Below are 24,673 nucleotides of genomic sequence, written 5' to 3'. Positions count from 1 at the left end.
CTATCATTACTGTTTTATTACACTAATATTCACTTTTATCGTCTTCTTCGGAATGACAATGCCCTCTTTTCCTACTAACTTGACTTCGAACTCTTTATCTTTGTCTATGCCATCCAAATTGATAGGTTCCGTATAAATAAATTCTGTTTTTTCTACCACATTAGGAGTGCCACTTACTTCCACTCTAGGAGGATTCGTTACAAGCTGCTTTATAATATATCCCTTTGGCAATTCCCCAGTAACACTAGGTTTGATATCGATAACCTTTTTGCTAACGCTAGGTGCAAAAGATAGGGTAACAGACACATTTCCCGGGTTGAAACTTAATCCTTCTCCTATTTCTTTACCATTCTGGTCCAGTAAAATAAGGGGGGCAGATACAGTAAAATCAGTGTTCTTCCCGGAAACATCCACTGTAGCAACCGCTTTAGCTACTGTATCTAATAAACCTTTCGGCCCTTCCACCACTACATTAACGGTACTGTAATTAATTTTCTCCACAACACTATCAATCGAAGGCGATCCAGCTAACCTAACATCAATCGGCACCTGCCTATTTGCAACACGGTCTAGACGAAAGGTAACGCGATCAGGAATCACTTCTACTACCTCCATACTCGTCGGAACGGTAGTGTGAACCTTGGCTGTATTAAGTCCTTCGGTTAACCCTCGCAAATCAACATAGGTTTTTATATCTTGCTGAGAAAGTCCAGCGATCAAAGTCCTTGGCCCACGTACCCTAATGCGTACAAATTCAGGAATATCTACAGGTACTAAAGAGCTGGAAGTATTGCGTATTTCTAAGGGAACTTCCATATTTACTTCAACGGGAGGATTTTGTTCATTCATTACATATACCCATAGGATAACCGCTAAAACAAGAGCCACGATTTTTGCTGTTAGATTTGTCTTCGGTAATCTATCCATTATGAATACTGCCTCCAGTTTAAGAAATTGCCTAATGTATGATTTTTACTGGCAAACAGTGGCCGTAATTTTTCTTTTAGAGAATTAGCATCTAGATCCCTAACGAGTCTGCCACCTCTAGATAGGGAAATAATACCTGTTTCTTCACTTACCACTACTACAGCCGAATCGGTTTGCTCTGTAATGCCAATAGCAGCTCTGTGTCTTGTACCCAATTCTTTATTTAAACTACGATCATCTGTCAATGGCAAAAGACAGCCTGCCGCCATAATGCGATTTCCTCTTAGAATAGCGGCTCCATCATGCATTGGAGTATTTGGAATAAAAATATTAATTAAAAATTCATTAGAAACAAGACCATCTACTTTAATACCCGTTTCAATATAATCACTAAGACCTGTTTCTCTTTCTAGTACAATAAGGGCACCAATTTTGTTTTTGGCTAATACGGCTACGGCTTTACCTAACTCATCTAATAGATTTTCTTGTTCCTGTTCATCTAAGAATACACTCTTCTTGAATAACTTGCCTCTCCCCAACTGCTCTAGGGTACGCCTAAGTTCCGGCTGAAAAACAACCGGCAGGGCGACCAACACCACTGTCATGGTTTTATTCAGTAGCCAGTTAATGACGTTAAGCCCTAGCCATTTACTGATAACTGTAGCAATCAAGAGAACAATCAGCCCTTTTAGCAGAGCTAAGGCTCTAGTATCACGTATCATCACATACAGTTTATACAGAACAAAAGCCACGATAACCATATCCACAAGATCCAATAAGCTAATGGTTGAGATAATTCCTTGAATTTGTAGCAACATAGGCCAAACTCCTCATCATAATCGTAAGAATAATAACAATAAATATTAATTTATTCTACCCAATATTACGGAAAACCTTTATTATTTATCTTCTAGTCAAAAAAAAAATTAATACCTCCCTAAAAAAGGAGGTATTAATTTTTTTATTCGATTCACGTCTTATAATTTCGTTACTTCATCGATCCAGTTGAATTTATCTTCTAGTTTACCATATTGTATACCAGTTACTGTATCAAACAATTTTTGAGCAAATTCCCCTGTCTTATTATGATTAATGACAATTCTTTTGCCCTTCCAAGACAATTCGCCAACAGGTGAAATAACAGCAGCTGTACCTGTACCAAACACTTCTTCCAGTTGACCTTTTTCATGAGCTGCAAAAATTTCTTCCACGGAAATACGTCGTTCAGAAGTTTTTATCCCCCATGCCTTAGCCAATTCCAGTACAGTTCTTCTTGTCATGCCACCCAAAATACTACCAACTAAATCGGGAGTAACGATTTCACCGTTGATTTTGAAGAAGATATTCATCGTGCCAACTTCTTCAATATACTTACGCTCCACAGCATCTAACCACAGTACTTGAGCAAAACCTTCTTTTTTTGCTTCCTCTTGCGCTCTAAGACTCATTGCATAATTTGCAGGAGTTTTTGCTTCTCCCAAACCGCCTAAGGTAGCACGAACATATTTATCTTCTACTTTTATGCTAACTGGATCAAATCCTGCTGCATAATAGGCTCCTACTGGCGATAATAAAATGAATAATTTATAGGTATCCGATACTTTTACCCCGACATAAGGATCTGTAGCAATAATAAATGGTCTGATATATAAAGCTGTACCTACTTTCGTTGGTACCCATTTTTTATCAACTTCCACGACTTTTTTTAAGCCTTCTGTTACGACAGCCACATCAATATTTGGTATGCAAAGAGCATCTGCCGATCGATTGAACCGTTCCAAATAATCTTTTGTACGGAATATAACAATACGATCATCTTCCGTCCGAAATGCTTTCATACCTTCAAAGATAGCCTGCCCATAATGAAAAACCATAGCCGCTGGAAAAACAGAAAACTCATTATACGGGGCAACGGTAGGGTTATGCCAACCTTCCTGTGGATTATAATCCATAGTAAACATATGGTCCGTAAAGTATGTGCCAAATCCCAATTTTTCCTCAGGTGGCATAGTACCTACTGTTTCTTTCATTTTAACTGCAATCTCAGTCATACCAGAGCGCCTCCTTGTCATTTAAAAAAAAGCTGCATATTGTGTAACGTTGTAACATTTATGGTTATTATATATTGCCTTTTGTATACATGTCAAGTACGCCTTGCTGTTTTGAAAGGATTTCTTGGGCTACCGTAAATTCACGTTTTACTCCCGTAGACGAAGTTCCACCATAGGAATTACGCGCATCTACACAAGTTTCTACTTTTATGGCTTCTATAATATCTGACTCGAACAAAGGGGAAAATTCTTTGAACTCAGCTAAGGATAAATCCATCAGCCATTTATCGTTTCCTAAGCAATAGGCCACGCATTTCCCTACTACCTCATGAGCTTGGCGGAAAGGCAGTCCTTTTTTGACTAAATAATCTGCCATGTCGGTAGCATTGGAGAAATCATTACGCACTGCTGCTCCCATGACCTTATCATTTACTTTCATAGCTCTAAGCATGGAGGCATAGACACTTAAACTGAATTTTAAGGTATCAATGGTATCAAACATACCTTCTTTGTCTTCTTGTAAATCTTTATTATAGGCAAGAGGCAAGCCTTTCGCTGTCGTCAATAAAGCCATTAAGTGACCAAAAACCCGCCCCGTTTTTCCCCTTACTAGTTCCGCTACATCTGGATTTTTTTTCTGGGGCATTATGCTAGAACCTGTACAATGACTATCATCGAGTTCAATAAAGGAAAACTCTGCCGAAGACCAAAGAATAATTTCTTCACTAATACGACTTAGGTGCATCATGAGAATGGAGGCACAAGATAAGAATTCTAAAATATAATCTCTATCGCTGACAGCGTCCATACTATTTTCATAGACTTGACTAAAGTTCAATTGCTCCGCTACAAAATGCCTATCAATAGGAAAAGTTGTACCCGCAAGTGCTCCTGCTCCTAGTGGCATAATGTCAGTACCTTCCCATACACCCTTTAATCTTCTAAAATCACGGGTTAACATGAAAAAGTAAGCCATCATATGATGAGAAAATAGAATGGGCTGCGCCCGTTGCAAATGAGTATAGCCAGGCATAACTACGGATTGATATTTTTGCGCTACTTCCACAATGGCCTGCTGCAAATCTTGGATTAGTGTACCAATCGCCCCAATTTCGTGTTTTAAATACATATGGGTATCTAATGCTACTTGGTCATTACGGCTGCGAGCTGTATGAAGCTTTCCACCGACTGCTCCTATACGGTCTGTTAATCTTTTTTCAATATTCATATGAATATCTTCTAAGGCAATTTCAAAACTAAAGTTTCCAGCTTCAATATCAGCCAAAATAGTTTTGAGTCCTTCAATAATCGTATCTGCTTCTTCCTGTGCAATAATGCCGCATTTAGCCAACATGGTGGCATGAGCAATGCTTCCAGCAATGTCTTCTCCGTACATGCGCTGATCAAAAGAAATGGAGGAGGTAAATTCCTCCACCATTACATCTGTATTTTTGGCAAATCTACCGCCCCATAACTTACTCATTTCTTTTCCGCCTCTTTCATCATTAACGCTCTTACTTTTAAAGGTAAGCCGAAAAGGTTAATAAATCCTTCTGCATCTTTTTGGTTATACACTTCGTCACGACCGAACGTTACAAAGCCTTCATGGTATAAAGAGTAAGGAGATTTAGATCCAGCACTCATGATATTGCCTTTATATAATTTCAAACGAACTGTACCAGTTACAGTCTGTTGGGTAGAATCTACAAATGCATCAAGAGATTCTTTGAGTGGAGAGAACCACATTCCGTCATATACAAGTTCTGCATAACGAATGGCAACTTGTTCTTTGTAATGCATCGTTGCACGATCCAATGTTAAATACTCTAATTCTCTATGAGCATAGTATAAAATCGATCCGCCTGGATTCTCATATACGCCACGAGATTTCATCCCAACTAAACGATTTTCTACAATATCCGTAATACCAATCCCATGTTCTGCACCAAGAGTGTTTAGCTTTTCTAGTAATGCTACTGCACCCATTTTTTTACCATCAATGGCTACTGGAATCCCTTTTTCAAAGCAAATGTCTACATAAGCTGCTTTGTCTGGTGCATTCTCAGGGGATTTTGACACCATATAAACATCGTCCATTGGCTCATTTGCTGGATTTTCTAAATCTGCGCCTTCATGACTTAAATGCCAGATATTGCGGTCCATGCTATAAGGACGGCTCTTAGCTACTGGAATAGGAATATTGTGCTTTTCTGCATAATCAAAAGCATCTTCACGAGAACGAATATCCCAAAGTCTCCAAGGAGCAATAATTTTTAGATGAGGTGCTAATGCTTTTACAGTAAGTTCAAAACGTACTTGGTCATTTCCCTTACCTGTAGCACCATGAGCAATGGCATCTGCGCCTTCTTTTTCGGCAATGGCTACTAATGCTTTGGCAATAATAGGTCTAGCAAAAGAAGTACCTAATAGATATTTTCCTTCATACACTGCACCAGCCTTCAAAGTAGGCCAAACATAGCTTTCTACAAACTCTTGTTTCAAATCTTCAATATAGACTTTGCTAGCTCCTGATTTTAGCGCTTTATCATGTACAGGGGCCAATTCATCCCCTTGCCCTACATCAGCACACATAGCAATTACTTCACAATTGTAATTCTCTTTTAACCACGGAATAATAACAGAGGTATCTAGGCCCCCTGAATACGCTAATACGACTTTTTTAATATCACTCATGTTGTAGTCCCCTTTGTTTTAAATTATCGTTTCTATATTGAGCAGTTTGTAAAATTAAAATGATGTTAGCATTACGATGCTAAGGTCGCGACTTACATAAATCTTTTAACAAAGCTTTTGTGCGCTGCTTCATTTTCCCATTAATAATACCATAATTGCTTTTTGCACGTGAAGACGGTTTTCCGCTTGATCAAAAACAACGGATTGCTCGCTTTCCAATACTTCTTCTGTAATTTCTTCTCCTCTATGAGCTGGTAAACAATGCAGCACTATAGAATCGGCTTTTGCAACACTAAGAAGTTCATGGTTAACCTGATAGTTAACGAATACTTCTCGGCGATCTTCCTGCTCGATTTCTTTGCCCATACTCGCCCATACATCGGTATAGAAAACATCTGCATCCTTGGCTGCCTCAAAAGGGTCTTGGCATAATACAATCTTACTCCCCGTCACAGCAGCAACTTCTAGTGCTTCTGCCACAATTGCAGCATCTGGCTCATACCCTTTAGGCGTTGCAATGGAGATATCCATCCCCACTTTCGCGCAAGCCTGCAGCAGAGAATTTACCATGTTATTGCCATCACCAATATAAGCCATTTTCAAGCCTTGCAGTTTTCCTTTATGTTCAAGGACAGTAAAGATATCCGTTAGTGCTTGGCAAGGATGCATCAAATCTGTGAGAGCATTAATTACTGGAATAGTAGCATACTCTGCTAATTCTATTACTTCATCATGGGAAAAGGTACGAATCATGATACCATCTACATACCGTGATAATACACGGGCAGTATCTTTGACAGGTTCTCCTCGGCCAATCTGCAAATCATTAGCATTTAGAAATAACGCTGCGCCACCTAACTGCCACATACCTACTTCAAAGGATACTCTTGTGCGAGTGGAAGCCTTTTGGAAGATCATTCCTAAGGTTTTGCCTTTTAGTAAATGATGCTCTTCACCGTTTTTCAATTGTGCCTTTAGCTTTTTAGCCAAGTCCATTATGTCATTGATTTCCTTAGTCGACAAATCATGAATAGATATTAAATCTTTCACCTCTATACCCACAACAAAAACCCCCATACATCTTTATATCATCCTTGTGATATAATTCTCTTTTTTACCTTTATACTGCTGCCAGTACGGCATCTAATACCGCTAGCACTTCATCTACATGTACCCGCTCAATATTAAGTGGTGGTACAAACCGTAATACATTACCTGCAGTACAGTTTATAATGACGCCCTTTATTAAGCATTGGTTGACAATTTCTCTACCTGGAACTGTTAGCTCTGCTCCTAGCATCAAACCTTTGCCTCTGACTCGTGTAATCAGTTTAGGATATTTTGCTTGAAGTACTAATAAGCCTTTTTCTAAATAATTGCCTATGTTAGAGGCATTTTCTAATAATTTGTCATTTTCCATAACGTCCAGTACTGCATTGGCTGCAGCAGAAGCTAATGGATTTCCGCCAAATGTAGAACCATGATCACCACTATGAAAAACGGAAGCCACTTTGTCACTGGCAATGAAAGCACCAATTGGTACACCCCCGCCTAATCCTTTAGCTATGGTTACAATGTCAGGCACAATACCGAATTGTTCATAGGCAAACATAGTGCCCGTACGCCCCATGCCCGTTTGGATCTCATCCAAGATTAAGAGAACTCCTGTTTCATCACATAATTGACGTACTTGTTTAAAATAATTTGCATCAGGCATGTTAATGCCGCCTTCACCTTGAATGGGTTCCAAAAGAATTGCACAAGTCGTTTCTGATACAGCCGCTTTTAAAGCCTCTATATCATTAAACGGTACATACTTGAATCCTCCAGGCAAAGGTTCGTACCCCTCCTGGTATTTAGGTTGTGCAGTAGCAGTTAAAGTCGCTAAGGTACGACCATGAAAACAATGAGTAGCCGTAATAATTTCTACCTTATTCGGATTGATTTGTTTTGCATATTTGCGAGCTAACTTCATTGCCCCTTCATTGGCTTCTGCCCCACTGTTGGCAATAAATACTTTATCTAAGCCACTGACCGCTGCTAGTTTTTTTACTAATTTAGCTTGAACCTCTGTATAATACAGGTTCGAGCAATGAATTAGTTTTCCAGCCTGATCGGCAATGGCTGCTACTAACTTCGGATGAGCATGGCCCAGCACATTAACAGCAATACCTGCCAAGAAATCTAAATATTTTTTACCATCCTTATCGTAAACATAAGGTCCTTCACCATGGGACAATACAATGTTGTAGCGAGCAAAGACTGGCATGTAATAGTCTTCAACAACTTGGATCACATCTTGTGTATTCACATTACGCCCTCCTCATATTCAGTGTTTATGAAAACACTCTCTTACTTTACAACCTGTGTGCCAATTCCCTGAGAAGTGAAAATTTCAAGTAGTATGGAGTGAGGCTGCCTGCCATCAATAATATGGGTCTTTCCAGTACCGCCTTCTAAAGCTTTGATACAGGTTTCCACCTTAGGAATCATACCGCCGCCAATGCACCCCTCTGCAATCATTTTCTGCGCTTCTACTAAGGATAAGGAAGAAATGAAAGAGCTTTTATCTTTATAATCACGATAGATGCCTTCTACATCGGTAAGCATCAGCAATTTTTCCGCTCCTAAAGCTCCTGCAACTTCCCCTGCAACATAATCGGCATTTATATTATAACTTTCCCCACTTTTCCCTACACCAATCGGTGCAATAACGGGGATATAACCACTGTCTAAGAGTGTATTTAGTATATCCGTATTGATCTTCTCAACTTCACCAACAAATCCGATATCTACCATACTGACTTTGCCATTCTCATGTACTTCAGCAAAATGTTTTTTTGCCATAATCAGATCTGCATCTTTACCACTTAACCCTACGGCTTTAGAGCCGTTTCGATTTAACAGATTTACGATCTCTGTATTAATTTTTCCTACTAAGACCATTTCTGCAATGGATACGGTTTCCGCATCTGTTACCCTAAGACCACTGACAAATTCCGTTTTTTTGCCTAGTTTATTTAAAACACTAGTAATCTCGGGACCGCCGCCATGTACAACAATAGGCCTCATGCCTACATATTTTAAAAGAGTAATATCTTGAATTACGCTATTTTTTAGTTCACTATTAATCATAGCATTACCGCCATATTTTATAACGACTGTTTTGCCATAAAAATCTTGCATGTAAGGTAAAGTCTCAATTAATACTGCGGCAGTTTCCAATGAATTCTTCACATTCCAGCCCCCTCTTATGTATGATATTCCCCATTAATTTTCACATATTCGTAGGAGAAATCGCAGGTCCACATGGTAGCTTCCTCTTGGCCTAATCCTAAGTCTACCACTACCTTAATCTCTTCTTCCGCCATAATTTTTTTGAGAGCTTGTTCATCAAGCGCAATTCCCATTCCCTTTTTTACAATGGTCATATCACCAATCGACAAGGATACTTTTGTCGGATCGGCTGCTGCTTCCGAATAACCTACTGCGCATAAAATACGTCCCCAATTCGCATCTTGACCAAAGAAAGCAGTTTTAACTAACGGTGATTTAGAGATTGCCATAGCTGCTTTTTTTGCATCGTCAAAACTGACAGCGCCCCGTACCTTTATTTCTAAGAATTTGGTAGCCCCTTCACCATCAACGACAATTTGTTTTGCTAAATAAATACATACATCTGTCAGTACTTTCGTAAAGGCAGCATAATCTTCATTCATGTTCTCAATTTTTTTATTACCTGCTAATCCATTGGCAAGGACACTTGCCATATCATTGGTACTAGTGTCTCCATCTACAGATATCATATTAAAAGATACGTTCACCGCATCCGTCAATGCTTGTTTTAGCATAGCAGGAGCAATGGCTGCATCCGTAGTGATAAAGGCTAGCATTGTCGCCATATTGGGATGAATCATCCCTGAACCTTTCGCAATACCTGCAATTCGTACAGGAACTCCACCTAACTCAAATTCATAAACGCAGCTTTTAGGAAAAGTATCAGTAGTCATAATCGCCAACATGGATTTTTCTTGTTCATCTTGACCTAACTCAGCAACAGCAGCTTTAATACCAGCAGCTACCTTTTCCATAGGGAGAGTGACGCCAATAATTCCAGTAGACGCTACAAGAACGTCTTCTTTGGGTATACTTAGTAATTCAGCTGTCATTTTTGTCATAGCCATAGCATCTTGCATTCCCTGTTCACCGGTACATGCATTGGCGCAACCAGAGTTAACTACAATGGCAGAAGCAACGCCACTTTCTAACGCTAAACGAGAAACGGCAACAGGAGCTGCTGCCATAGTGTTTTTTGTAAAAACTCCCGCCACGCTGGCAGGTACCGTACTATAGATAACCGCTACATCATGTTTACCACTCTTTTTTATTCCAGCTTGCACTCCTGCAGCCTTAAATCCTTTTGGTGCTGTAATGCCACCTTTAATTTCTGTATACATAAATATGCCTCCTTATTTAACTACCCTACATCAAGGATACAAAGCTACTTGTTTTAAACCGCTAGTTTCGTTAAGACCAAACATTACGTTAAAGTTCTGTACGGCTTGACCTGCCGCTCCCTTAACTAAATTATCAATTGCTGATACAACAACCACTCGATTGGTGCGGGTGTCAATATGCCAGCCTAAGTCACAGAAATTAGATCCTCTTGTATGTTTCGTCGCTGGATACCCTCCCCGCCCTAGGAGTCTAATAAAGTATTCCTGCCCATACATTTCATAAAACGCCTGATCAATTGCTTCTGGTGTTACCCCTTCTTTTAAAGTGGCATAACAAGTGCTTAAGATTCCTCTTGCCATAGGAATCAAATGAGGCGTGAAGCTAATAATTGCTTCTTGCCCTGCAAGTTCCTGCAAGGCCTGCTCAATTTCCGGTGTATGACGATGACCACCTATATTATATGCTTTTAAATTTTCGGACATCTCGGTAAAATGGGTATTCAGACTAAGTCCGCGACCTGCACCAGAGACTCCAGATTTCGCATCTACTACAATATTCTTCATATCGATTAAGTGATATTTTGCTAAAGGTGCTAACGCCAAAATACTGGCAGTCGTATAACAACCCGCATTACCAACAATGCTTGCTGCCCTTATCTGCTCACGGTACAACTCAGTTAAACCATACACGGCTCCGGAGTTTAAATGAGTGTGTGGAACCTTGTACCAAGCCTCATATACCGACTCATCACGAAAACGATAATCTGCTCCTAAATCAATGACCTTAATACCTTGATCGGCTAATTGTTTTCCAATACTCATAGCATGCCCATGGGGTAAACCAATAAACACAGCTTGACTGTCAGTAAATTGACTAAGATCCTTCATACTTGTCAATTTTTTATCATAACATCCTGCCAAATGAGGATATGCATCTGTAATATTTCCACCTGTCTGGCTTTCTGAAGTAATATTAGCAATTTCCACTTCTGGATGACTGAACAAGATTCTCAATAATTCTGACCCAGTATACCCTGTTGCGCCGATAATACTAACTTTCATTGCCGTCCCCCCTTATAATGTTTATAATTATACATTATACATGTATAATAATGCAATAGTTTTTTACTACTTTTTCCTACTATAGGATGCCGCATTTTTATATTTTGCACTCCTATTTAGGCAATTATTATATCCTAACTATCAATCCTGACAGTTTCACAAAACTTTGCCACTAATGTTGGATCAAATTGGGTTCCCGCACATCGCCTTAACTCATCAATCGCGGCAGATGAACTTAAAGCCTTACGATATGGCCTATCATTTGTCATAGCATCATAGGCGTCTGCAATCGCTAAAATGCGGCATTCAAGAGGAATATCTTCTCCAGCTATCCCTAAGGGATAACCTGTACCATCCCACCATTCCTGATGTTTCAAGATCCAATCTGCAATGGGTGTTAGATCTGGTGAAGACAATGCAATGCGCTGACCAATTTCGCAATGGCGTCTCATTTCCATTGTTTCCTCTAATGTAAGTGAATCTTGTTTAAGCAGAATACTTTGGGGTACCCCAACTTTTCCAATGTCATGAAACTGCGCTAACAGACATAAATCATTGATTTTTCTTTTGGATAAGCCGATTGCTTTCGCCAGGCTAGAAACCATCTCTTGCAGACGATCTCCATGCCCTTCAACAATATAATCACGCTCCGCCAAAAGATCGACAACAGTTTGTACAATTGCGCTGCGTGCCTTTTGACCACGATGTAACTTTTCCCGGTACATATTGTTATCTGCTTCTTTAAAAAGCTCTCTCATAACTGGTCGCGGGCTGTTACTTATGGCAAATCCTATCGATAAGCTAACGGGAACTCCCTGGTGTTCCCCATTGTGAGACCGGATCCCATCCTTTAATCGCTCACAAGCCTCTTGCATTTGCTCCTTAGAGCTATCCTTCATGATAACAACAAATTCGTCACCACCAATTCTAGCTACCACTTCGCTGCCATGAAAACAATTTTTGAGAATCGTAGCAGCATTAATTAGCATTTGGTCGCCACTTTCATGACCCAAAGTATCATTGACAAGTTTTAAGCCATCTAAATCACAAACGATTAAACCAACTGTACCGCTAAAGTGCTGATCAAGACGGTGTATTTCTTCATCAAAATAAGACCTGGCATATAATCCGGTAAGTGAATCATGAAAAGTTACATATTGCAAGCGCTCCTCTGCTTTCTTTCGCTCTGAAATATCATGAACAATAGAAAAGAAAAACTCTTTCGTATTTAAAGGAATCAAGGTCGAATGAACCTCAACATCCCGAATATCTCCAGTAGCCAAGCGATGTTTAAATTCCCTGTGTCCTTTTCTTTCGCCGCATGCGGTAGCAAATATTTCTTTCATCTCTGGTTCTGAGAGAAGATTTAATTCCGTCACTTTCATTTTTCTAAATTTGTCTGAACTATAACCATAAAAAGCTTGGGCTGCTTCGTTGGCATCTATAATATCAAATGTATCTGGGTCTACTAAATACATAATCGCTTCTTGCTTGGTAAACATTTGGCGAAATCGTTCTTCACTTAATTTTAAGGACTTCTGCATTTCTTGGGTATAGATTAACGACCATACTAATATTCCTAAGATAAAAGCTAAGAATCCACCTATCACCCAAATCCAAAGAAAATTTGGACTTTCGGCTTCCCAGCCCAAAAGGGGTGTTGCGGCTAACTGCCAATAGCCGCTGCCAACCTTCACATTTACAATGACAGGGTTCTCTGCAAAAACATCTTCATTGCCCCAAAATACTTCTCCTTCACTGCCAAGCCCATCCCGACCGCGAATCGCAACATCAACTAAAAGTGATGGGTCATACAGCCCCGCTTCAGCAAATAAGGTTTCTTGGGATAACACAAGGCTAACTTGGCCCCAATAAACCGCTTCCGTCCCGCCCTTAGGTGTCCAATAAATTGGGGTACGACTAACTAGCTTCCTCCCCCCTTGAAACAAGTTCACTGGCCCAGCAAGCATACTACTTCGGCTTTCTTTCACCATTTCAAAAACCTTGCGTTGATCATTTAACAGAGAAATATTTGCACCGATCGCTATTTCATTACCTTTTAAAGGATATACATGAGTAATTATATTGTCTTGCACTAAAGAAACGCTTTTAATTCCTGAAGATTGAGGCATAAATTCTGCGCCAAACTGTTCTAGCTCTTCTTGAGTAATCGTATGCTGAGGATGTATCTGAAGATGGGTTAATACAAAGGCGCTGAGTCCTTTTTCTATCGATAACCTCGCATTCAACTCCCCTTCCAATTTAGCCTGGATGGCCCGCAACTGACCTAACACTTCTCCCCGAACCTTTTCTTGATATTGTTGTTGATCTATTTTGGTAAAAACAAACACGCCAAGAAGAATGGTTACTACGGTTAGGAAAGCTAAAAAAGAAGCTTTTACTTTCATCTTCGCCTCCACAACAGTTTATAGTTATCTACAGTGCAATCTCAATGCGAGAAAAGCAGCCTTTCTGTAGTTGGTAAAAATGCACATATCCGTAATCACTTCGACAAATATTCTTAATTTCCTTCGTTTTTTGCTATCTAAACTTATGTATTCAATTATTCTAATAAATACTAAGAACCACTCCCATAGAAAGTGGTTCTTAGGTATTTCCTAATTTAAAAATTCAACAAACGTCAATGATTTTTGCTTTAGTAATTTCACATAAGCAGTCAGGACTTACTGGCAAAGCCGAATTGGCAGTACCAGCCGCAGCGTAAACAATCGAAAAATCCCATAAACTTTGGTCTAGATAAACAGGTACATCTGTAAGCAATCCTATCGGCGAAACACCACCTGGGAAAAAACCAGTAGCATCTACCACTGTTTGTTCATCGGCAAATCGGACTTTTTTACAGCTAAGAATCTTAGCTAGTTTTTTGGTATTTATTTTTTTATCACCGCAGGTTACCACCAATAATGGTGCTGTATCAGCAAGAAATACTAGGGTTTTTGCTATTTGTGCTGGCAAAACACCTAATGCTTGCGCCGCTAACTCTGCTGTGTGGGTACTTTGATCAAATAAAATAATTTCTAGGTCAGGAAATTGACTTAGAAACTTTTTAACACGTTCTAATGGCATATTACCCTCTCCCTGCTACAATCAATCAACTGCTAAGAACATTTGTATCATAAAAGATAGTATTATGCAACTTTCCTCCATTTCCTGCTATCTAAACAAACTACTCTATTCTTTCGCAAAAGAGCCCTACAATTCTGCAATTGTAGGGCTCTTTTATTCTCGTTTTGATTACAAAATGGGTATTTTTAAATACTAACCTCACCGATTATATAAATTGGATTTTTGCATTGAGGACATATATTTCTATTTTCCATCTCACTGTGCCACTTTTTTCTATCGATAACTAATTTATCACATTGGGGGCAGTATGTATTAATCCCTTTTTCCCCCAAATTTCCAAGGTATACATAATGTAACTGCTTCCTTGCTATTTCTTGCGCCATTATCATGGTGCTTTCGGGAGTCGGAGGTAAATCCATTTTGTAATTTGGAAAGTACCGAGAAAAATGAAGAGGGATGTCCGCATTTATCTTCCCCAACCAAGTGCTCAATTGCTCAATTTCATCCTTTTTATCATTTAGCCCCGGAACTAACAGAGTGGTAATCTCTACATGACATGCAGAAGATGCTAACGCTACCGTTTCTTTTACATCTTCCAACTCTCCTGCACATACCTTCTGATAGTATTCTTTGTTGAATGCTTTAATATCAATATTCATCGCATCAATATATGGCAGAATTTCCTCTAGAGGCTCTCGGTTTATAAAACCATTGGTTATTAGTACATTTTTCATACCTGCCTGCTTAATAGCTTTAGCAGTATCAAGAACATACTCATACCATACACTTGGTTCAGAATAGGTATACGCTAACCCTATATTCCTGTTTTTCTTCTCTTGTCTAGCCAGTTCTACTGCTTGATCCGGCGACAGTTTCATCGTCTTAGGATCCTCTTGCGCAATCTCCCAGTTCTGACAGAAAGAACAGGAAAAATTACAACCCCAAGTACCAAGAGATAAGATAGTACTACCTGGATAAAAATGATATAAGGGTTTTTTCTCTATAGGATCAAGAGCATAAGACGAGCACTCACCATAATTTTCAGTATATAGTGTATTGCCTATGTTTTTACGTACTCGGCAAAAACCCGTTGCTCCTTCCCTGATTATGCATTTTTTAGGACATAGACTGCAGCGCAAACCTTGCTCATGGGGCCGATAATACATAGCCTCCCGCATTTAAGTCACTCCATTATGATTTTTTAGCAAACTTATTAAACCACAAAGACACAAAGGACACTATAGACGCCCTCTTTGTGTACCGCGTAGCGGTATTGTGTCTTTGTGGTTCGTAACGCTTATTCAGTTTAGCATTTAATAAAAAAGTAGGTAACATTATGTATAACGGGTTACAGAAAATCGATATAGTTCTATTTCTTCCTCAGCACGAATGCCTGCTTTTTCTCTAGCTATGCCAATTTGTTCCGCCACAGTGTTAACACCCTCTAACATGGGTAAGAGAAGTCCACTTCTTCTTCCCTGTTTAACGATGACGCCATACTGCTGTGGATCTAGCTTGTCCACACTGTCTATTTGCTCCGGTGCTTCTAATATGTCTACAGAAATCGTAAGTTCGGGCAGTTCTTCTAATTCTACTGGCCAAAATCTAGGATCTTCTGTACCAGCGCTAATTGCGTTGTAGATAATTTCACTGGCAATGTTAGATCGCGTCGGCCTAAAGGTGCCAATACAGCCTCGCAATTCACCTTGTTTTTTTAAAGAGACAAAGGCGCCTTTCTGCCCCTTTAATTCTTCGGGCAAAGTAACCGGTATTGGCAAAACACTCCCCTTCTCTAAAAAATGCTGTAAACTGGCCCTAGCTAGTCCTACAACGCTACTTTCGTCAGTCATAATTAACACCTCCTTCTACCTTATTTAGTCACATTAATTAAGGATACTCCATAACCTACACCAAAGGGACCTTCATAAGACAGATTTTCTCCCGTAGCTTTGAGCCCGCCCACGATTCCCATGAGAAAAAAGATCGGTCTAAGACCACATTCTCCTGCGGCCTCTACAAGATCCCGATCGATTTCTAGTAGGGATTTTATGTTTACATTTTCTACCGCTTCCATGACCTGACGATCGAATTCGGCAGCTTTGGGACTATAACCTGCAGGTGCATCAGGGGTCAATCGATGGGATAAATCACCAGAGGCAATGACAGCAACTCGCTTATCAACCATGCCAATGGCTCCCTGTACTGCTTTACCAAAGGTATACATCTCTTCATAGGAAAGCATACCTACTGAAATATGAACCAATTGTCCCTTAAATCCTGCTTTATGCAGATAATAAAGGGGTACCAATGCCCCGTGGTCAAGTTCTAACTTCAATCTATAGTTCTTAGCCATGTCATCTGTTAATTCTACGATGTTTACGCCTAGGCGATCGGCTTTCTTAAGAATATGCCTTACAAGTAAACTATCTGTCTCAAATCCTAAAGAAACATCTGGTACTCCAAAGGAAGAGAAGTTCCCTTTCAGCCTAGGGTGAACACTAATACTTACCGCATCTTCAAAGGCGGGACCATGAGGAGTCATTAAAACAATGGTCTGGGGATTAAAATCCTTGATCCTCCTTGCTGCTTCTTCAACAGCAGTTACTGTGTTTTTTATTTTATCCAACTCACCTTTTCCTATTTCAGGTATCATAATGGGAGGATGAGGCATAAGAGCACAAATTCCTAAATTTTTCATATGACTGCTCCTTTCTAGTTATAAGGCCTATTAGTTGCGTTCATTGTTTAACTCAGTATAGCTTCTATTTTGCCGCATTTTTATAGAAATGATACGCTAACGCCTTCGCAATATTCTCCACCATCTTCTGCTGATAATTTTCATCTGTTAATAGTAAGGCTTCCTCTTTGCTTGTTAAATATCCTGTTTCAATGAGCACTCCTGGAGTTTTTATTTGTTTTAATAATAGAATATGAGAATCCTCTTTTGCCTGGCGCTTATTTCCTGGAGGAAATTGTTTAAGAACTTGTTGTAATCGTTCTGCCAATATCTTATTTTCTTCTAGCTGAGGATTATAAAAAACCTGGGCTCCTGTCAAATTTGCCCCTCGATAAGCGTTGCAATGTATACTAAGAAAAACATCCGATTTTGAGTCTTCAATTCTCGTAACACGCTCTAATAAATCATTACGTTTGCCGCCCTTACCCTTTGTATAATAGTCAATATCCTTATCCCTGGTAAGTACGACTTTCCCACCATACTGCTCTAATAGGGTGGCTAGTTTCATGGAAATCAATAAGGTAACATCCTTTTCATCCACCTCATTGGCAGTAGCACCGCTGTCAATGCCTCCATGTCCAGGATCAATTGTAATACTGTGTCCAGAGAGTACTGACATGTCCACATTTTGTATATCATCGCCTAGAATATATTGCATTGTTAAAAAATGAAGTACTGCCATAGTCACACTTAGCATAAAGGCCTTTTTCAAGCTGGATTTTCTCAGAAGAAATAACTTCATTCTATACAACTCCCTACTATACGACACTCTCCTCTAACTTTATGCAAGGGATATTTGTATTATACGTAAAAAAGCACATATAGCCAAACATCATGCTGTGAGGTAAAATAACAGTAGGACATACTAGGAGGCTACATATGAGATTCGGCAGATTGATAATGCTCTTGATGATATTATTTATTTTATCCTTTGCTTGGGCCGGTGGCACTAGCTTTCTAAAAGGATGGTTACCCGCTATCCCCTCTTCTCAATCTATCAACAGCCACTTATCTAGTTCTTGGGAGCGTTCATATCGGATGATCGCTTTAAAAAGTGCTGTAGATGAAAAGCTAGATAAAAAGAAGTATGTAAAAATACAATATATTCCTCTAACAATGCAGCAAGCTATTATTGCAGTAGAGGACAGTCGTTTTTATCGTCATTTTGGCTTTGATATTGAAGGAATACTAAGGGCTATGTTAGTAAATATGCAAACAGGAGATTTTACGGAAGGCGGCAGTACCATTACCCAGCAACTTGTCAAAAATTTATTTCTTACACAAGACAAAACCTATGGTCGAAAAGCAGAAGAGTTTTTACTGGCGATGGATATGGAACTGCGCTATTCCAAAGAAGAAATCTTAGAAATGTATTTAAATACGATTTATTTTGGTTCTGGTGCTTATGGAATTGGTGATGCGGCAAAAATCTATTTTGATAAAGCACCCGTCAATCTCAATTTGGCCGAGTGCGCTCTGTTGGCAGGATTACCTACCGCTCCATCTCTTAATTCACCCTACGTTGATTTTAACGCTGCAAAACATCGCCAGGCTATTGTTCTCTCTGTCATGAGCCGCCAAGGTTTCCTGGGGCCACAAACAGCCGAGGAGGCCAAAGTAGCCCCCATAAGGCTAGCAAAATAAGTAAAACACTTGTGTCTTTAAAACATACACAAAATATTCAAACCACAAAGACACAATGCCGTTAACACGGCATTGTGTCTTTGTGGTTTGTAAACCTTAACATCTTTAGTATAAAAAAAAAGAGGCCAATGGCCTCTTTTTTAATTAAAGTAATTTTTTATTGGCTGCCAATCTGGTTTGCTTGTATCCATAGCATCATGTACTGTCGTGCGTGATGCACGTTCTATAGTAAATTCCCTAATATATGTATCTTCACTAATATACTCAATATTTTTTAGCAAACGTCCTTCATCTTGAACATTGAAGGCTAATAAAGAATAATAATTTCCGTTTGTTAATTCTCTAATAAGCACTCCCATACTTACAGGAGATTGTCCTTCTTGGAAATTTCGGCTTATGGAGCTATAGGTTGCGAAAAAGTTAGCTTTTGGCGCTTTTGTTAAAGCATACACTTCTGGAAAATACTTTTTCATTTCTTTTATTGTAATCGGCATGTCAGGTGTGAAGCGTTGAGCGACCACTAAGGCATCAGGTTTATTATTTGCATACATGACTTCCATCTGTACGCCAATTCCTTGACGACTAAAGGAATATCGATAGGATGCAGCTTTTGCCTTCTTAGATCCTCTTGCTTCCCAATCTGCTTTTGTCCACAATTGATTATCAGAATCAATCAGCAAGCGGTAATCTCCATATTGTTTTTCAATCGTTAGTTTAGTGTCATCCAAACTAGCAAAGGCTACACTAGAAAATAAAAACAACATAGAACAGATCAACAATGTTATTTTTCTCATAATTAACTCCTTCCATTTTTTCGTTTCTTCTTCTTATTATACCTTATTTATCCTATTTTTTGCTAGACATAAAAAAACTCCCCTAACCAGATTTATGTCTGGCTAAGGGAGTTCCCCTTATATAAACAATCTGCCCGCCTTATCTTGACCCCGTCTAATCCATAATTACCTAAATTTGAAATTTACTAACGGCTTCGCGAAGATCCATTGCTAAATGGGCTAGTGCTTGGCTGGATGAAGCGATTTCTTCCATGGATGCCGATTGTTCTTCCGTTGCAGCCGATACTGTCTGTGCCTCTCCAGATGCATTTTTGCTTAGTTCATCAATTTGTTTCACCGATCCGACAATTTGCTGGCTCCCAATCGCCATCTGCTCCATGGCGGCAGATATTTCTCTAGTTTTATCAGATACGTTGATTACCATAGCTGCGATTTCCTGGAACGCTTTACCAGACTCATTGACTACTTCTGCTCCCACTTTGACTTCGCGAGTACCATCTTCCATAGCTACTACGGCTTTGTCAGTGTCACCCTGAATTTCACTAATCAATGTTGCAATTTGCTTGGCTGCATCTTGCGATTGTTCTGCAAGCTTGCGGACTTCTTCTGCAACCACGGCAAAGCCACGTCCTTGTTCTCCAGCACGGGCAGCTTCAATAGCAGCATTTAAAGCTAGTAAGTTTGTCTGGCCAGCAATACCAGCGATGGTATCTACAATCTGACCAATTTCCTTAGACCGTTCTCCCAATTTGGCCACTACCTGAGCTGAGGAGGTAACAGTCTGTTCAATAGAAGCCATCTGATTTACCGCTTTATCCACGGATTTATTACCGTCCTTTGCCTTATCAACTGCTTGGGCTGTTTGTTCGGCTGCTTCATTGGCATTTGCAGCAACCTGCTGAATGCTGGCTGACATCTGCTGTACTACCGCAGATGTATCACTAGCTACACTTAGTTGTTTTTCTGCACCATTTGCTACACCAGTAATAGACTCGGCAACTTGGTTGGCCGCCTGAGCTGACTGATCGGCACTAGCTGTCAACTCCTCTGAAGAAGCCGCCAATTGTTCAGCCGACTCATTAATTTGTTTCATTAGTTGGCGGAGAGCGTCCCGCATATCTACCAAGGCATCGGCTACTTGGCCAATCTCATCTTTTCTAACTTCGTTCCGAGGCTTATCACGAAAATCGCCAGCTGCTAATTCTTTACAAAATAATACCATTGCATTTAAGGGAGTTGCTATGATTTTAGTTATGTACCACCCACTCATCCCCAGCACTATGAAAGCTACCACCAGTATACCTACTGTAATTTGCATAGATTTTTCAAATGCTGCCTGGGTATCAGCACTTGTTTTCTCTGATAATGTAGAGTAATAACTAGTAATATCATGTATATTCCCCATATATTCAATAGCTAATGGACTTACACTCATAACATATAGTGCATAGGCTTCCGCATTTTTATTCTGCATTGCCAACTCAATAACTTGCTGTCTAGCATCGCGATATAGTTTCCTAGTCGTTTGTGCTTTTGCCAGTAAATCTTTTCCTTTTGGATCTAAATGAGCTTTTTCAAATTCTGTAAGATTATCATTTGATTGCTTACTTGTATCATCGATAATCTTTTTTAACTCTTTATTCCTTTTATCATCAGTTGTGAGCATCAATTCCAGTGTTGCTGCATTCGCAATTGCCACATTTGCACGGATTTCATTGGCTAACTTAACTGGAATCAATCGATCCGCATACATCGATTTCATGTCGCTATTTGATTGTTGAAGATAATAATACCCTGTATACCCTATTACCCCCATAGACAACAATGCGATAATAATCAATACACTTAATTTAATGCTTATTTTTATGTTGTTAAAAAATGTCATTTTACTATCTCCCTTATAATGTTATAAACTCTCAGTATCTAGCAAACTAATCAACTGGGCAATTTCCGGCTTCGAAATCTGACCGTTTGCACCAATCACTTCACCTTTACGGCGCATCTCTTCATTAATCAAGGAAGAAAAGATAATGACAGGTAACTTATGTAAAGCTTTATCATCCCTAATGCGTTTTAATAAATGATGCCCATCCATTTGTGGCATTTCAATATCAGTAATCACTATGTGTACATTATCTTCAATTGATGCCCCTGAATCTGCTAATACAGACAAAGCATCCCATGCTTCTTTACCATTATTATAGACAGTTACATCGAGATAACCAGCCCCATGAAGCGTTTCTATTAATATATCTCTCAGCATTTTGGAATCTTCAGCTATCATAATTTTTTTTGTTTTCCGGATTTCTTGCACGGCAACACTACTTTGAGGGACCGTCGTCAACTTAACATTAATCTGAGGATTAATTTCAGCAACAATCTTCTCAAAATCTAATAGAATTACTATTTTTTCCCCCATCTTAATAATTCCAACGACCCCATCGGAGTTAGCAACATTAGGAGGTGGTTCCATGACCGACCATGAAACCCTATGTATACGAGAGACTTCATTTACTAGAAAACCTACAAAATAATTATTTAATTCACTTACAATAATATTTTGAGTACTAGATTTCTGCTCTTCGACTCCTAAACAACGGGACAAATTAACCAATGGCATCACCCGCCCACGTAATGTAAATATACCATCAACATAAGAGTGGGAATTAGGCATTTGCGTGACGGGGACCAAATTAATCACTTCTCTTACCTTAGCAACATTAATCCCATAATTCACTTTACCAACCGTAAACTCTACAATTTCAAATTCATTTGTACCTGTCTCTAATAAAATTCCTTTTTTCTCATTCACAACTTCCCTCATAAAACTCCTCCATTATTGTTCGCTGCGTTATTTTGTTTTTTGATTAGTGGTAAAAAACGACTAATTCCCCCACAAATTAGCTTTCGTACCTTTCGAAATTATTCAAGCAACAAACATTATTCGACAAAATAATCCAATTCCCTTTAGATTTCGATACTTTTTTTACCAAGAGTTGACAAAATAAATATTAAAGTTCTGGAGAAAAGCAGCGCCCTACCAATTTTTTAAGTGCCCTCGAAGGTTAAATAATATAATAATGAGGCTTAGATTCTGTATTGAACAGGACTCAGGTATTGATTAACTTTTGACAGAACAGGTTGATTGCAGTGTATTTAGTTTAAATAAATGCTAGAAAATCTAATAAAATTAATATTGCGGAAAGGCACTTAAAATTAAAAAGACTGCCTAGTGCACCAACACCAGAAAGTCTAAAATGCAACCAACCCAATATTCATTAATCACTAATAGAAAAAATTTTGCTCTTAAAAACAACAAAACCCCCACAAACACTGAGTTTGTAGGGGTTTCCGTTTTGTAAATATTAACGTTTTGAGAACTGAGACGCTTTACGAGCTTTCTTCAAGCCGTATTTACGACGCTCTTTTTCCCGTGGGTCACGAGTAAGGAAACCAGCTTTTTTCAAAGATGGGCGATACTCAGCATCCACTTTAAGTAATGCACGAGAAATACCGTGACGAACAGCGCCAGCTTGTCCTGAAGGACCGCCGCCCTCCACTTTAATTAGTACATTATATTTGCCAAGAGTTTCTGTCAAATTAAGCGGTTGTTTTACAATAAGTTCTAATGTTTTGCGACCAAAATATTCTGCAATAGTACGGTCGTTAACTAGAATATTGCCTTCACCCGGAACCAGACGAACTCTGGCAACCGAGGTTTTTCTGCGACCTGTGCCGTAGTAAGTAACCAATGCCATAATATGTTCCTCCTTTCCGGATTATCTTACGTTAATTTCTAATACTTCAGGTAATTGTGCAGCATGCGGATGCTCAGCACCACGATATACTTGCAATTTACGATACATTTGGCGGCCAAGACGGTTCTTAGGTAACATACCCCTAATAGCCAACTCAAGCACTCTTTCTGGCTTGTCCGCAAGCATTTTGCCAGCAGTAACGAATGTAGTTCCACCTACATAACCAGAATGACGGAAATAAGTTTTTTGCACTAATTTTTTACCTGTTAATGCTACTTTATCTGCGTTGATAACGATAACATGGTCACCAGTATCAACATGCGGAGTAAAAGTCGGTTTATGTTTGCCGCGAAGAACTTTTGCTACTTCGGCAGCTAATCTACCTAAAGTTTTACCTTCAGCATCTACAACATACCACTTACGTTCTATGGTGGCAGCATTTGCCATAAATGTTTTCATGCGATATACCTCCTTGTCACAACATTACAAAAAAAATTGATTTTGTATCCTTGAGCTCCGGGGCTAACGGAAGTCATGGCATAAATCTCATAAAAACATTGTATTAAATTCCCTGCCCATTGTCAAGAATTATCGTCATGTAAAATCACTTTTTTTTGAGTTATCCACATTTTAAAAGAAATTACCCACAGATTTCAAGTTTTTGCCCTAACTTAATTTAGTAGAACACTTCTTTTAAATAGAGCCCATGAGCAGGTGCTGTAGCCCCTGCCTTCTTCCTATCTCGTCCCTCTAATATAGCCTTAAACCCTTCTTCAGAAGTCCTTCCTAAGCCCACATTCACTAAGGTACCTGTTAAGTTACGCACCATATGATACAAAAAGCCATCGCCCCAAAAGGAAAGCTCTAATACTTTATCCTGCAACTGGCATTTCACTTCCATAATAGTACGAACTGGGCTGACAGAGGATCCGCCAGAAGCACGAAAAGCGGAGAAATCATGAGTTCCCAAGATAATTTGCATCGCTTGTTCCATAGCTGCGACATTTAAGGTCTGAGGAATGGTCCAAATTAAATTTCGCAAAAAAGGATTGGGCACCGTATGCTGATAAATTTTATAAACATAGATTTTACTTTTCGCACTGTACTGAGCATCAAAACTGTCTGGAACTTCTTCTGCATGTGTAATTACAATATCATAAGGCAGTACCTTTCTGGATGCAATTACAATACGATCTACTGGGATTGTGCAGCTAGTCTTAAAATTGACCACCTGCCCGTAAGCATGCACCCCAGCGTCTGTTCTGCCAGCCATATGAATTCGAAAAGTGTGGCCGAATACTTTCGCCAATTTATCTTCTAGTACTTGTTGTATGCCAATGGCATTTAGCTGACGTTGAAAGCCATGATAGGCTGTCCCATCATAAGCCATTGTTAATTTAATATTACGCATATTTACACACCTCGTCACTCACTATATATAACTTAAGGAATTTTTTTTAAA

23 protein-coding genes are annotated in these 24,673 nt (G+C 39.3%); 1 reads left to right on the top strand and 22 read right to left on the bottom strand.

Annotated features, from left to right (window positions below):
- Positions 1–6 precede the first annotated feature (6 nt).
- The 16 genes from QSJ81_RS23780 to QSJ81_RS23705 form a co-directional block, all read right to left on the bottom strand.
- Positions 7–927 carry a CdaR family protein gene (locus tag QSJ81_RS23780; RefSeq protein ID WP_285719809.1) on the bottom strand — a complete coding sequence of 307 codons (921 nt, stop codon included), beginning with the start codon at positions 925–927 and terminating at the stop codon, positions 7–9.
- A complete protein-coding gene (gene cdaA, locus QSJ81_RS23775; RefSeq protein WP_285719808.1) occupies positions 927–1,745 on the bottom strand; it encodes a diadenylate cyclase CdaA in 819 nt (272 codons plus the stop codon). The genes QSJ81_RS23780 and cdaA overlap by 1 nt, the downstream gene beginning before the upstream one ends.
- Before the next feature lie 159 nt (positions 1,746–1,904).
- Complete coding sequence (locus QSJ81_RS23770; protein WP_285719807.1) at positions 1,905–2,978, bottom strand: branched-chain amino acid aminotransferase; 1,074 nt, start codon at positions 2,976–2,978, stop codon at positions 1,905–1,907.
- Positions 2,979–3,045: 67 nt separating this feature from the next.
- On the bottom strand, positions 3,046–4,461 hold the full coding sequence (gene argH, locus QSJ81_RS23765) for an argininosuccinate lyase (RefSeq protein WP_285719806.1): 1,416 nt from the start codon (positions 4,459–4,461) through the stop codon (positions 3,046–3,048).
- Positions 4,458–5,672 carry an argininosuccinate synthase gene (locus QSJ81_RS23760; RefSeq protein ID WP_285719805.1) on the bottom strand — a complete coding sequence of 405 codons (1,215 nt, stop codon included), beginning with the start codon at positions 5,670–5,672 and terminating at the stop codon, positions 4,458–4,460. Before QSJ81_RS23760 ends, argH begins: the two co-directional genes overlap by 4 nt.
- 129 nt (positions 5,673–5,801) lie before the next feature.
- Positions 5,802–6,749 (bottom strand): ornithine carbamoyltransferase, encoded by a 948-nt coding sequence (argF, locus tag QSJ81_RS23755; RefSeq protein ID WP_502929682.1) that lies wholly within the window; start codon positions 6,747–6,749, stop codon positions 5,802–5,804.
- Between the two features lie 43 nt (positions 6,750–6,792).
- Entirely contained in the window at positions 6,793–7,983 is a 1,191-nt protein-coding gene (locus QSJ81_RS23750; protein ID WP_285719803.1) for an acetylornithine transaminase, read from the bottom strand.
- Between the two features lie 41 nt (positions 7,984–8,024).
- On the bottom strand, positions 8,025–8,909 hold the full coding sequence (argB, locus tag QSJ81_RS23745) for an acetylglutamate kinase (RefSeq protein ID WP_285719802.1): 885 nt from the start codon (positions 8,907–8,909) through the stop codon (positions 8,025–8,027).
- A 14-nt stretch (positions 8,910–8,923) separates the two neighbouring features.
- Positions 8,924–10,129, bottom strand: a complete 1,206-nt coding sequence (gene argJ, locus QSJ81_RS23740) for a bifunctional glutamate N-acetyltransferase/amino-acid acetyltransferase ArgJ (protein ID WP_285719801.1) — start codon at positions 10,127–10,129, stop codon at positions 8,924–8,926.
- 30 nt (positions 10,130–10,159) lie between these two features.
- Positions 10,160–11,191 (bottom strand): N-acetyl-gamma-glutamyl-phosphate reductase, encoded by a 1,032-nt coding sequence (argC, locus tag QSJ81_RS23735; protein WP_285719800.1) that lies wholly within the window; start codon positions 11,189–11,191, stop codon positions 10,160–10,162.
- A 134-nt stretch (positions 11,192–11,325) separates the two neighbouring features.
- Positions 11,326–13,599, bottom strand: coding sequence for a diguanylate cyclase domain-containing protein (locus QSJ81_RS23730; protein WP_285719799.1), 2,274 nt, complete (start codon positions 13,597–13,599; stop codon positions 11,326–11,328).
- Positions 13,600–13,822: 223 nt separating this feature from the next.
- Positions 13,823–14,278 carry a YbaK/EbsC family protein gene (locus QSJ81_RS23725; RefSeq protein ID WP_285719798.1) on the bottom strand — a complete coding sequence of 152 codons (456 nt, stop codon included), beginning with the start codon at positions 14,276–14,278 and terminating at the stop codon, positions 13,823–13,825.
- 185 nt (positions 14,279–14,463) lie between these two features.
- Entirely contained in the window at positions 14,464–15,456 is a 993-nt protein-coding gene (gene amrS, locus QSJ81_RS23720; RefSeq protein ID WP_285719797.1) for an AmmeMemoRadiSam system radical SAM enzyme, read from the bottom strand.
- A 156-nt stretch (positions 15,457–15,612) separates the two neighbouring features.
- Positions 15,613–16,128: an AmmeMemoRadiSam system protein A gene (gene amrA / locus QSJ81_RS23715; RefSeq protein WP_285719796.1), complete on the bottom strand. Its 516-nt coding sequence runs from the start codon at positions 16,126–16,128 to the stop codon at positions 15,613–15,615.
- 20 nt (positions 16,129–16,148) lie between these two features.
- Positions 16,149–16,976, bottom strand: coding sequence for an AmmeMemoRadiSam system protein B (gene amrB, locus QSJ81_RS23710; RefSeq protein WP_285719795.1), 828 nt, complete (start codon positions 16,974–16,976; stop codon positions 16,149–16,151).
- Between the two features lie 64 nt (positions 16,977–17,040).
- Positions 17,041–17,757 carry an N-acetylmuramoyl-L-alanine amidase gene (locus QSJ81_RS23705; RefSeq protein WP_285719794.1) on the bottom strand — a complete coding sequence of 239 codons (717 nt, stop codon included), beginning with the start codon at positions 17,755–17,757 and terminating at the stop codon, positions 17,041–17,043.
- 137 nt (positions 17,758–17,894) lie between these two features.
- Here QSJ81_RS23705 and QSJ81_RS23700 point away from each other — a divergent pair, with 137 nt between their 5' ends.
- Entirely contained in the window at positions 17,895–18,659 is a 765-nt protein-coding gene (locus tag QSJ81_RS23700) for a transglycosylase domain-containing protein (protein ID WP_285719793.1), read from the top strand.
- A 140-nt stretch (positions 18,660–18,799) separates the two neighbouring features.
- On the opposite strand, the gene QSJ81_RS23695 is transcribed toward QSJ81_RS23700, so the two are convergent.
- The 6 genes from QSJ81_RS23695 to truA form a co-directional block, all read right to left on the bottom strand.
- The gene (locus tag QSJ81_RS23695; RefSeq protein WP_285719792.1) at positions 18,800–19,453 is read right to left on the bottom strand and encodes a hypothetical protein; all 654 of its coding nucleotides are present in this window, start codon (positions 19,451–19,453) and stop codon (positions 18,800–18,802) included.
- Between the two features lie 169 nt (positions 19,454–19,622).
- On the bottom strand, positions 19,623–21,338 hold the full coding sequence (locus QSJ81_RS23690) for a methyl-accepting chemotaxis protein (RefSeq protein WP_285719791.1): 1,716 nt from the start codon (positions 21,336–21,338) through the stop codon (positions 19,623–19,625).
- A 21-nt stretch (positions 21,339–21,359) separates the two neighbouring features.
- Positions 21,360–22,277, bottom strand: coding sequence for a chemotaxis protein (locus QSJ81_RS23685; protein ID WP_285719790.1), 918 nt, complete (start codon positions 22,275–22,277; stop codon positions 21,360–21,362).
- A gap of 541 nt (positions 22,278–22,818) precedes the next feature.
- Positions 22,819–23,211 (bottom strand): 30S ribosomal protein S9, encoded by a 393-nt coding sequence (gene rpsI / locus QSJ81_RS23680; protein WP_007937653.1) that lies wholly within the window; start codon positions 23,209–23,211, stop codon positions 22,819–22,821.
- A 21-nt stretch (positions 23,212–23,232) separates the two neighbouring features.
- Positions 23,233–23,670 (bottom strand): 50S ribosomal protein L13, encoded by a 438-nt coding sequence (gene rplM, locus QSJ81_RS23675; RefSeq protein WP_007961573.1) that lies wholly within the window; start codon positions 23,668–23,670, stop codon positions 23,233–23,235.
- 217 nt (positions 23,671–23,887) lie between these two features.
- Positions 23,888–24,622 (bottom strand): tRNA pseudouridine(38-40) synthase TruA, encoded by a 735-nt coding sequence (gene truA / locus QSJ81_RS23670; RefSeq protein WP_285719789.1) that lies wholly within the window; start codon positions 24,620–24,622, stop codon positions 23,888–23,890.
- Between the last annotated feature and the right edge of the window lie 51 nt (positions 24,623–24,673).

Source organism: Pelosinus sp. IPA-1, from assembly GCF_030269905.1.
Classification (GTDB): domain Bacteria; phylum Bacillota; class Negativicutes; order DSM-13327; family DSM-13327; genus Pelosinus.
This window is presented reverse-complemented; position numbering and strand designations above follow the sequence as displayed.

Bases quoted from the DNA above. Each gene is read 5' to 3' on its own strand.
- argH (WP_285719806.1), bottom strand. From the start codon at position 4,461: ATGAGTAAGTTATGGGGCGGTAGATTTGCCAAAAATACAGATGTAATG.
- cdaA (WP_285719808.1), bottom strand. From the start codon at position 1,745: ATGTTGCTACAAATTCAAGGAATTATCTCAACCATTAGCTTATTGGAT.
- rplM (WP_007961573.1), bottom strand. From the start codon at position 23,670: ATGAAAACATTTATGGCAAATGCTGCCACCATAGAACGTAAGTGGTAT.
- QSJ81_RS23690 (WP_285719791.1), bottom strand. From the start codon at position 21,338: ATGACATTTTTTAACAACATAAAAATAAGCATTAAATTAAGTGTATTG.
- argJ (WP_285719801.1), bottom strand. From the start codon at position 10,129: ATGTATACAGAAATTAAAGGTGGCATTACAGCACCAAAAGGATTTAAG.
- rpsI (WP_007937653.1), bottom strand. From the start codon at position 23,211: ATGGCATTGGTTACTTACTACGGCACAGGTCGCAGAAAAACCTCGGTT.
- QSJ81_RS23725 (WP_285719798.1), bottom strand. From the start codon at position 14,278: ATGCCATTAGAACGTGTTAAAAAGTTTCTAAGTCAATTTCCTGACCTA.
- argF (WP_502929682.1), bottom strand. From the start codon at position 6,749: ATGGGGGTTTTTGTTGTGGGTATAGAGGTGAAAGATTTAATATCTATT.
- QSJ81_RS23685 (WP_285719790.1), bottom strand. From the start codon at position 22,277: ATGAGGGAAGTTGTGAATGAGAAAAAAGGAATTTTATTAGAGACAGGT.
- QSJ81_RS23695 (WP_285719792.1), bottom strand. From the start codon at position 19,453: ATGAGAAAAATAACATTGTTGATCTGTTCTATGTTGTTTTTATTTTCT.
- QSJ81_RS23705 (WP_285719794.1), bottom strand. From the start codon at position 17,757: ATGAAGTTATTTCTTCTGAGAAAATCCAGCTTGAAAAAGGCCTTTATG.
- amrS (WP_285719797.1), bottom strand. From the start codon at position 15,456: ATGCGGGAGGCTATGTATTATCGGCCCCATGAGCAAGGTTTGCGCTGC.
- amrB (WP_285719795.1), bottom strand. From the start codon at position 16,976: ATGAAAAATTTAGGAATTTGTGCTCTTATGCCTCATCCTCCCATTATG.
- truA (WP_285719789.1), bottom strand. From the start codon at position 24,622: ATGCGTAATATTAAATTAACAATGGCTTATGATGGGACAGCCTATCAT.
- QSJ81_RS23770 (WP_285719807.1), bottom strand. From the start codon at position 2,978: ATGACTGAGATTGCAGTTAAAATGAAAGAAACAGTAGGTACTATGCCA.
- argC (WP_285719800.1), bottom strand. From the start codon at position 11,191: ATGAAAGTTAGTATTATCGGCGCAACAGGGTATACTGGGTCAGAATTA.
- QSJ81_RS23700 (WP_285719793.1), top strand. From the start codon at position 17,895: ATGAGATTCGGCAGATTGATAATGCTCTTGATGATATTATTTATTTTA.
- QSJ81_RS23730 (WP_285719799.1), bottom strand. From the start codon at position 13,599: ATGAAAGTAAAAGCTTCTTTTTTAGCTTTCCTAACCGTAGTAACCATT.
- QSJ81_RS23780 (WP_285719809.1), bottom strand. From the start codon at position 927: ATGGATAGATTACCGAAGACAAATCTAACAGCAAAAATCGTGGCTCTT.
- QSJ81_RS23760 (WP_285719805.1), bottom strand. From the start codon at position 5,672: ATGAGTGATATTAAAAAAGTCGTATTAGCGTATTCAGGGGGCCTAGAT.
- amrA (WP_285719796.1), bottom strand. From the start codon at position 16,128: ATGACTGACGAAAGTAGCGTTGTAGGACTAGCTAGGGCCAGTTTACAG.